An 8,501-nucleotide genomic window follows, 5' to 3' on the forward strand; every position below is an offset into this window, starting at 1 on the left:
CCGCCGGCGACGTCGGGGCGGTCGGTGGGGCCGGTCCTTGAGTGGGCGCGCTCATTCAGTTCCACGGACGGCGCATGCCCATCGGTTCGACCTATTCGTACCTTTTGCTTGATTTCTTGTGGGTTCGTCGGTACGGCGGCCTGGCCGGACCCACGCGCCGGTGTCAGGGCTTGATCGATGCCGTACCCGGGCGGGCGGGACGGCGGTGGTTCGGTCCCCTCGCGTGATCGGCGGGGCACTCACGCAGCAAGCCGGCCCGGGGCCGGGCCGGTTCGCGGGAGCCGACGGTGAGGGTGCCCCGGCTCCCGGGAGGTCCCGGTGCGGGGTGGCCGGCCCGGTCCACCGCTGTCGAAGCCGCGTGACGGGAGCGGGCCGCGGCCCGGCGACCGAGGCCGTTGAACTGCCCCGGTGCCGACACGGCCGGCCTCCGGTGACAGGTGGTGCGGGCGGGGCGGCACCACGGCGTGATGGCTGTCGTCAATGCCTCACGATCGGATGGTGAGCAGCTTTCGGCCGTTGCCTGCGAGCATCTCGAAGTGCTCGATGGCTCCCGGGGACATGGCAACCGCCCCTGGGATCGTGGTGCCGGGAGGGTACTGGCCTGCCCGCCAGGTGGCGCTGTCCGTCCTGGCGCCGCCCGGCCCCACCGCCTGCAGCCGGCAGGTGATTCCGGCGGGCGCGCCCTTGGCGGAGACCTTGAGGACACTGCCCCAGGCGGAGGGGTAGACCTGCACCGTGGCCGAGACGCCGGTGGCGGGATCGCTTCCGGAGAACGTGCGCCAGGCGGCCGGCGCGGTCGGCCCGGGCGGCGTCGCCTGACTGCTCAGGGATCCGGTGGCCGCCAGCCATGTGCCGCCGGCCGCTGCCGCGACGAACGTCAGGGAGGCGGCGGCGCCGGCCAGTTGCAGACGCCAGGTCCTGCGGCGCCGGGCTGCGGCCTGCCCCAGCAGCCTGTCCAGGACACCCGCCTGTGGTGCCGGCGTTTCCGGTGTTTCCGGCAGCGCAGGCCGTGCGGGCGAGGGGCCCTGCGTGCTTTTGGCTGCCCGTGCCACCAGCCGGTCGGCCGGCTTCCCGTCCGCCGTCGCCGGCGCGGCGCGGCCGGCGGCTTCGGCCGCGGCCACCGTGGCCAGCAGCGAGGGCAGTCCCGACAGCCGGATGTGTTCGGCCCGGCACTCGTCGCATTCCGTGAGGTGGGCGCGTACCTGTTCCGTTTCTGCCGGGGGCAGTGTGCCCAGGACGTATCCCCCCAGCGCCAGTCGGAGGGCGTGGTGCTTCGCACTCATGGTCGCCACCTCCTGCGCACCGCGGTCATGGCTCGGTCCCCCGCTCCCGGGGCGCCGGCCGCGGGGCGTGCGGGGCGTGGTGGGTCCGTGGCTTCACGGTGCCCGGCGCGATGCCCGGCGCCCGTGCGGCCTCCACCACGCTCCGGCCCCGGCAGCCGGTCTCCGGCAGTGCCGCGCGGTGGTCCGGGGGCAGCGTCCGCACGGCGTCGGCAGCCACCCGGCTCTGCGGTGCCTGCTCGCTTGTGTCCTCGCCCGGTGGGCGTCGATGACCGGATGCCGGGCGACCGGGCGCAGCCGTGCCAGGGCCGGGCCGCGTGCGGGATCGAATGCGGCGGGATGCCGCCACGCCCGCGGCGGCGTCTTCTGCACCACGTTCTCCGCCCATTGCCGGTCTCCTGAGGTCGCTCGCAGCAGGTAGTGAGACAGGGGCCCTGCGTGCTCCGCGTGCACGGTGCGCAGCAGTTCCTCGCCCTCGGTCGAAGAGTCCCTCTACCCAAGACACGGCGCGGGGAGCGATCCGGATCGGTCTGCAGGCCATGTTTCAGGAACTCCGGGACATGAGCCGATCAGCGCACATCTGTACGGCTCCTTTCTGTAACGCACGGAGAGGGGCGGGAAGCACTCGGTGACTGCCACGGGAGGTGCGCCGGCGGCTGGCCCCACGCGATCACCGCGACCCCGGCGCCGGGCAGGCCGACCGATCTGCGGTGGTACCGAAAAGCCGCATAAAAGTGCATATGCGTCGAACCGTATGGCCCTCGCCGTCCGTGGAGTTGGGCAGAAGCCGGCTTTCACGCAGTTCCTCAATCGATTCCCCCCGTGTCAAAGGACGGATCGCAAGCGACCGGGACACGCCACGCGACGCGTGCGTTCCTGGCGCCGGCCACGCCCGCGCCGTGCCCTCGCACATCGAAGTCGGCGCCACCGCGCGGCCTCGGCCCGCCCCCTGGCGCACGCCACGGCGACGGCTCCGCGCGGCGCCGGTGCGCGTGCAGCGGTCGGGACAGGCCGTGAACACGGCATCCACCCCACATCCCTGCGGTCGCCTGCGCCCCTGCCGTCGCAGCCCCCCGTCCCCGCCTGACCAGTCAGGAGCCACCACCATGCATCTGAACTTCCGCACACCGGACCGGCGATCACGCGTTGCGGCCGGGCTGGCCGTCGCCACCATCGCCACCGTCGGCGCGCTCGGGCTGCTCAGCTCGTGCGCTCCGTGGTCGCACCCCTCGTCCTCCGGAGCCGGCGGCGTCACACCCGGTCCGGGTCAGCACCAAGCGGCCGGGATGCCCGGTGCCGCAGGGCCGGGGAAGGCGGCGGGCACCGCTCCCGGCGCCTCGCCGATGCCCAGCATGAACATGCCCACGACTCACTCGGGCGCGGGCGCGCCGGCCGCGCCGGTGACCGGGAACGCCGTGGCCATCAAGAACTTCGCGTTCTCCCCGGCCACGCTGAAGGTGAAGGCGGGGACGACGGTGACCTGGACCAACCAGGACACCGACGCCCACACCGTCACCAGCGCCCAGGCGGGCGGCCCGTTGCAGTCCGCCGCCCTGGCCACCCACGCCACCTACCGCTACACGTTCACCAAACCCGGCACCTACGCCTACCTCTGCACCATCCATCCGTTCATGACCGCCACCGTGGAGGTGACCCGATGACCGACTCCTACGACAGCCACGACGCAGCGCGGGACCGCGACGCCGGCCGGCCCGATACCGAACACGGCATGACCCGACGCCAACTCATGCGACATGCGGGGTGGTTCGGCGGCGCGGTGGTACTGACCGTGGCCGGCGGGGAGGTGATCAGCCACATCGCCGACGCCCGGGACACCCACGCCGGTGCCGGAACCGGTGCCGGGGCCGGTGCTGCCGCCGCGGGAAGCGGCACGCTGCGGTTCGTGCAGGTCTCCGACAGCCATATCGGGTTCCAGGGTCCTGCGAACACCGACGTGGCCGGCTCGTTCACCGAAGCGATCAACCAGGTCAACTCGCTGGGATTCAGGCCTGACTTCGTCATGCACAGCGGCGATCTGACCCACCTGTCCACGGCCGGGCAGTTCGACCAGGTCAAGCAGATGATGGCCGCAATGAAGACAGACCGTGTCTTCACCGTGCCGGGGGAGCACGACTCCATCGGCGATGCGGGCCGCACCTACCGGCGGACCTTCGGCACGGGCACGCTCGGCGACGGCTGGTACAGCTTCGACACCCACGGCGTGCACTTCATCGCCCTGGTCAACACCTTGAGCCTGGAGAAGCTCGGCCACCTCGGCAACGAGCAGATCGACTTCGTCCGCAAGGACGTCGCCGGACTGCCGTCGGACACCCCCATCGTGGTCTTCAGCCACATCCCGCTGTTCGCGATGTACCCGCAGTGGGGCTGGAGCACCGACGACGCCCTCAAGGTCATCGCCCTCCTGCGCCGCTTCTCCTCCGTCACCTGTCTCAACGGGCACGTCCACCAGCTGTTCACCAAGACGGAGGGCAACATCACCTTCCACTCCGCCACCACCACCGCCTACCCCCTGCCCAAGCCGGGCCGTGCCCCCGCGCCCACCCCGCAGGTCGTCCCCGCCCGGCAGCTCAAAGACGCCCTGGGCATCCGCAGCGTCGGCTACCACCAAGGCGATCGCGAACTGGCCGTCAAGGATCAGAGGCTGGCATGAACACCCGAAGGCTGCCCATCCTCGTCCTGCGGTGGGCGACTGCCGCAACCCTCGCCGCCGGCGGATACATCCACGCCGAGCTCTACCTCGACGAGTACCGCTTCGTCCACCTCATCGGCCCCCTGTTCCTCCTCCAGGCCGGCACCTCCTTCGCCCTCGCCGCCCTGCTGCTGTGGGGGACGCCACCCCTGCTGCTGAGGGCCGCCGCGGCAGGCGTCGCGCTCGGGGCCCTCGGCGGTTTCGCCGCCTCGCGCACCGTGGGCGTGTTCGGATTCACCGAGCGCGGTCTGCAGCCCGCACCGCAGGCCCTCCTCAGCCTCCTCGCCGAGACCGGAACGCTGCTGCTCCTCGCGGCCTGGCAGATGGCGCTGGCCGCACAACACCGCGCTGCCCGACCACTCCTCACGCCACCGATCCGGCCCCGGGCCACCACCCGCACACCACCGGACTGAACCGCCACGGCGAAGCCCGCCGTCCACGCCACCTGCCGACCTTTCCGGAACCAAGGGGGTATCTCCCATGCACCTGGAACCACGCCCAGGAATCGCCTGGCCGAGTCCGCACCTGCGCGAACTGAGGGACGCTGTGCGCATCCTGCTCGGCCTGGACGACGACACCGCCGTCATGATCCGCCAGTTCGGCTGCGGTGAGCTCGGCCACCCGCCGTGGGAAACCGTCGTCGAGGTGCTGCCCATGGACGGCGGGGTCCACCGCTGGACACTCCACCGCCCCGCCGACGAGATCACCGAGCACGACCTGGCCACCGCTTTCCAGTCGGCTCCGGCTGAGCCAGGACGACGGCATCGGTGATGCCCTGCCGGCCGTGTGCGGTCGCGGGACGTGCCGAGGGCCCGGCGCGCACAGGCCGGGCCCTCCAAGGGGCCTCGACGCGTGGGCGGGCGGCAACGGCCCGTGCCGGCTCGGGTGGCGGGCCGGGCAGGGTCTGCAGCCGGGTGAAGGCGGCCGCCAGGTCGTGGCGCCCAGGGCCAGGCTGCGGGCGGCGGCGTGCAGGAGCCGGTAGGGGAGTTTGTGCGGCCAGGCAATGGCCAACTCGCCGTCGAGCAGGAAGGCGACAGTTGCCGGGACCAGCGACTTCGGAGCTGACCGAGCCCCTGCGCGCCATGGCCGAAGACCACGCCGCCCTTCGCCCCCGGCCCTCACACGACACGTCGCGCAGCGCTGACCCCACACCACCGGTCCGACGTGCTGCGCCCTCTCACCCAGGGGGTCCCAACGCGGACACAGCCGTCGCGTCGCACATGATCGTCGAAGCCGCGCACATCCCCTCCATGCGGGCCTCGGTGCCGAACGAGAGCTGATGGCCGACTATCAACGCCGGCCACGAGGTACGAGCCGGGGCGAGGCCTCACGCCGAGATGGTGAGAAGCTTCTGGCCGCTGCCGGCGTAGATGTCGAAGTGGCTGATCGTTCCCGGGGACATGGGTACCGTCCCGGAAATCCTGGCGCCGCCCGGGTACTTGCCGGCCTGCCAGGTGGCGGCGGTCGCTGTGGTGCCCGTGACCCCGACCGCTTGCAGCCTGCACGTGATCCCGGGGGGCGCTCCCTTGGCCGAGACCTGCAGGGCACTGCCCCAGGCGGCGGGCGAGACCTTCACCGAGGCGGACACGCCTGTGGTGGGGTCTGTTCCGGAAAACGTGCGGGCCGGGGCCGGTGACGTCGGTGCGGGCCGCGCCACCTGGCTGCCAGTGGAGGCGATGGTAGCCAGCCACGTGCCGCCCGAGGCTGCCGCCGCGATGAGCGTCGCGGCCGTGGCGACCCCGACCAGCTGCCTCCGCCAGACGGTACGGCGCCGGGACGCGGCCTGCTGGAGCAAGCGGTCGAGCCGGCCCGGTTCGGTTCTGCGCGAGGTGCCCGGTACGGCAGCGCGTGCGGGCTGCGGCTGTGCGCTCGCGGCGGCCCGCTGTACGAGCCGATCGGTCAGGTCCTCGCTCGCTGCGGGCGCGGCCGCGGCCTCGGCTTCTGCCACGCTGACCGTAGCGAGCAGCGCGGGCAGTCCCGCCAGCTCGGCGTGCTCGGCGCGGCACTCCTCGCATTCCGCGAGGTGGGCGCGTACCTGCTCCGTCTCCGCCGGAGACAGCGTTCCCAGCACGTACCCGCCCAGGGAGAACCGGACGACGTCGCAGCCGCCGTTCATGGTCATGGTCCGCACCTCCTCCATGCCGCTGTCACGGCTCGATACCCCGTTCCTGCAGCGCCAGCCGCAGCGCCTTCAAGGCGTAGTACGTCCGCGACTTCACGGTGCCCACCGGAAGGCCGAGCACCCCCGCCGCCTCGACCATCGTCCGGCCCCTGTAGTACGTCTCCAGCAGCACGGCCCGGTGCTCCGGGGACAGGGTCCTGATGGCGTCGGCCACCGCCCAGCTCTGCAGCGCCTGCTCGATCTCGTCCTCCCCGGCCGTCCGCTCCGCGACCTGTTCCAGCACCTCGCCGTCCACCTCGGTCGGCCTGGCCCGGCGGGCCCGGCGGGCGTCGACGACCAGATGCCGCGCGACCGTGCACAGCCACGCCCGGGCCGGACCGCGTTCGGGGTCGAACGCCGCGGGATGCTGCCAGGCCCGCAGCAGTGTCTCCTGCACCACGTCCTCGGCCCATTGCCGGTCTCCCGAGGTCAGTCGCAGGACGAAGTGGAACAGCGGCCCGGCATGCTCGGCGTACAGCGTGCGGAGCAGTTCCTCGTCCGCGTGGGAAATGGTCCCCCTGTCGGAGACGCGATTCCCGCGGCGATCCGGCTGGCTCGTCGGATCGCGCTTCGGAAGACTCCACGGCATAAAGCAATGATCCCATATGGGGCATATATTCAAAAGTTCGTAAAAGGTCCTTACGTGTCGAACTGCGCGGCCCCGGCACCCGCGAAGCCCGACAAGCACCGATCCCGGGATTCCCCTCCCGTCCTCCCTGGTGGGCGAGCCCTGCGGGATGGGGACGCCCTGGCGCCCGGTGGGCGCGTTGCGCGGCGGGGCAGGTGGTGTGTGAGGCGGTCGCCGGCCGTATGAGGTGTCCTTCGGGGATCGGGGGGAGTGCCGGGGGGTGCCTCTATGTCTTTCGTCAAGCCAGGCGTGGGGTTCTGGGTTCGTAGAAGGTTCCGTCGCGGAGCATGGCGAACAGGACGCTGATGCGGTGGCGGGCGAGGCGGAGGAGGGCTTGGGTGTGGGTTTTGCCGCGGGCCCGGCACTTGTCGTAGTAGGTGCGTGAGGCGGGGTCGTGGAGGGCGGCGAAGGCTGAGAGGAACATCGCGCGTTTGAGCTGCCGGTTTCCGCCTCGGGGTGCGTGTTCGCCGTGGATGGAGGTGCCTGACTGCCTAGTGGCCGGTGCGAGGCCGGCGTAGGAGGCGAGGTGGGCGGCGGTGGGGAAGCTGGTGCCGTCGCCGACGGTGGCCAGGAGGACTGCGGCGGTCCTGACGCCGACGCCGGGCAGAGACGTCAGGACCTGGGAAAGAGGGTGGGCCTCCAGCAGGGCCCCGATCTGGGCTTCCAACGCGCGTCGTTGCTCGTGAACGGCCGCGAGAGAGCGGGCCAGCGAGGGCACCACAATGTCGAGAGTGCCGGTCCCTGGAACCACGACGGTCTGCTCGTCCAGGGCGTCGAAGACATCGTCGATCAGCCGGGTGGCCATGCGCGGGGCCTTGGGCCGGATCACTTCGACGAGCCTGCGGCGGCCGGCTTTCCGCAGGGCAGCCGGGGAACCGTAGCGTTCCAGCAGCCAGGTGACGGCCTGGTGGTCGAGCCGGGGCCCGAGGACGCGTTCCAAGCTGGGGTGGAACTGGGTGAGCAGGCCCCGTATTCGGTTGGAGGTGCGGGTGGCCTCAGCAGCGAGGTCCTGGTCGAAGCCCACGAGCACGGTGAGCTCGGCGGTGATGGCGTCGGTCAGCTCCAGCGAGCGCAGGGTGTGCGGCATGGTGCGGGCGGCGTCCGCGATCACGGCCGCGTCCTTCGCGTCGGTCTTCGCCTCACCGGGGTAGAGGTCGGCGATCCGTCGCATGGCAAGGCCTGGCAGGTAGGCGACCTGGCAGCCCGTGTCGCGGGCTACCGCCAGTGGCAGGGCGCCGATGGAGGCGGGCTGGTCCACGATGACGAGGACGGTGCCGAACTTCGCGGCCAGTTTCTCGAAGACGGCCCGCAGTTTCGGCTCGCTGTTGGGCAGGGGTTTGTCGTAGACCCTCTTGCCGGCCGGGGTCAGCCCGTGGCCGTGGTGCGTGCTCTTGCCGACGTCCAGGCCGAGGAAGACGCCCACGTCGCCTGTTTCGATCATCGTGCCCCCACTTGCTCGATGCCGTGCTGGCCTGGGCGCCGGGGCCGTTCTCGCGCATCCACGTTATGCAGACCTGCCGCCCGGTTGCGGCCGGGCATTGCGCCCGGCCGGGCGGTGGTCAGACCTCTCATCAGCGTCTCCGACGGCACCCCTCGGGCCCGGTGACACCACCCCCCAGGTCATCGGTTCGACAGGGGGCTTCCCAATGCCGTTGTCAAGCCGTCGAGGTGCTGGGGGACACGGCTTGGTAGCACGCTCCGTCACGGATCATGGCCCACAGG

General features: G+C 71.7%; 9 protein-coding genes. 4 read left to right on the forward strand and 5 right to left on the reverse strand.

The features are described 5' to 3' along the window. Positions 1-485: 485 nt before the first annotated feature. Together ACIP98_RS37570 and ACIP98_RS37575 are read right to left on the reverse strand one after the other, a co-directional pair. Complete coding sequence (locus ACIP98_RS37570) at positions 486-1,283, reverse strand: zf-HC2 domain-containing protein (protein WP_401980753.1); 798 nt, start codon at positions 1,281-1,283, stop codon at positions 486-488. A gap of 93 nt (positions 1,284-1,376) precedes the next feature. After that, positions 1,377-1,733 (reverse strand): sigma factor, encoded by a 357-nt coding sequence (locus ACIP98_RS37575; protein WP_401980756.1) that lies wholly within the window; start codon positions 1,731-1,733, stop codon positions 1,377-1,379. A 653-nt stretch (positions 1,734-2,386) separates the two neighbouring features. Here ACIP98_RS37575 and ACIP98_RS37580 point away from each other — a divergent pair. The 4 genes from ACIP98_RS37580 (at position 2,387) to ACIP98_RS37595 (ending at position 4,761) form a co-directional block, all read left to right on the forward strand. Next, entirely contained in the window at positions 2,387-2,941 is a 555-nt protein-coding gene (locus ACIP98_RS37580; RefSeq protein WP_319663668.1) for a cupredoxin family copper-binding protein, read from the forward strand. After that, positions 2,938-3,951 carry a metallophosphoesterase family protein gene (locus ACIP98_RS37585; RefSeq protein WP_401980759.1) on the forward strand — a complete coding sequence of 338 codons (1,014 nt, stop codon included), beginning with the start codon at positions 2,938-2,940 and terminating at the stop codon, positions 3,949-3,951. Before ACIP98_RS37580 ends, ACIP98_RS37585 begins: the two co-directional genes overlap by 4 nt. After that, positions 3,948-4,403: a hypothetical protein gene (locus ACIP98_RS37590; protein ID WP_401980760.1), complete on the forward strand. Its 456-nt coding sequence runs from the start codon at positions 3,948-3,950 to the stop codon at positions 4,401-4,403. The genes ACIP98_RS37585 and ACIP98_RS37590 overlap by 4 nt, the downstream gene beginning before the upstream one ends. A 67-nt stretch (positions 4,404-4,470) precedes the next feature. Further along, positions 4,471-4,761 (forward strand): hypothetical protein, encoded by a 291-nt coding sequence (locus tag ACIP98_RS37595; protein ID WP_319663671.1) that lies wholly within the window; start codon positions 4,471-4,473, stop codon positions 4,759-4,761. A gap of 556 nt (positions 4,762-5,317) precedes the next feature. Here ACIP98_RS37595 and ACIP98_RS37600 read toward each other — a convergent pair. The 3 genes from ACIP98_RS37600 to ACIP98_RS37610 form a co-directional block, all read right to left on the reverse strand. Then, positions 5,318-6,112: an anti-sigma factor family protein gene (locus ACIP98_RS37600; protein WP_401980763.1), complete on the reverse strand. Its 795-nt coding sequence runs from the start codon at positions 6,110-6,112 to the stop codon at positions 5,318-5,320. A 25-nt stretch (positions 6,113-6,137) separates the two neighbouring features. Beyond that, entirely contained in the window at positions 6,138-6,740 is a 603-nt protein-coding gene (locus ACIP98_RS37605; protein WP_319663673.1) for a sigma-70 family RNA polymerase sigma factor, read from the reverse strand. Between the two features lie 277 nt (positions 6,741-7,017). Beyond that, complete coding sequence (locus tag ACIP98_RS37610; protein WP_401980765.1) at positions 7,018-8,220, reverse strand: IS110 family transposase; 1,203 nt, start codon at positions 8,218-8,220, stop codon at positions 7,018-7,020. Positions 8,221-8,501: the final 281 nt, after the last annotated feature.

Origin of the sequence: Streptomyces sp. NPDC088354, assembly GCF_044753585.1 — a bacterium.
Classification (GTDB): Bacteria; Actinomycetota; Actinomycetes; order Streptomycetales; family Streptomycetaceae; genus Actinacidiphila.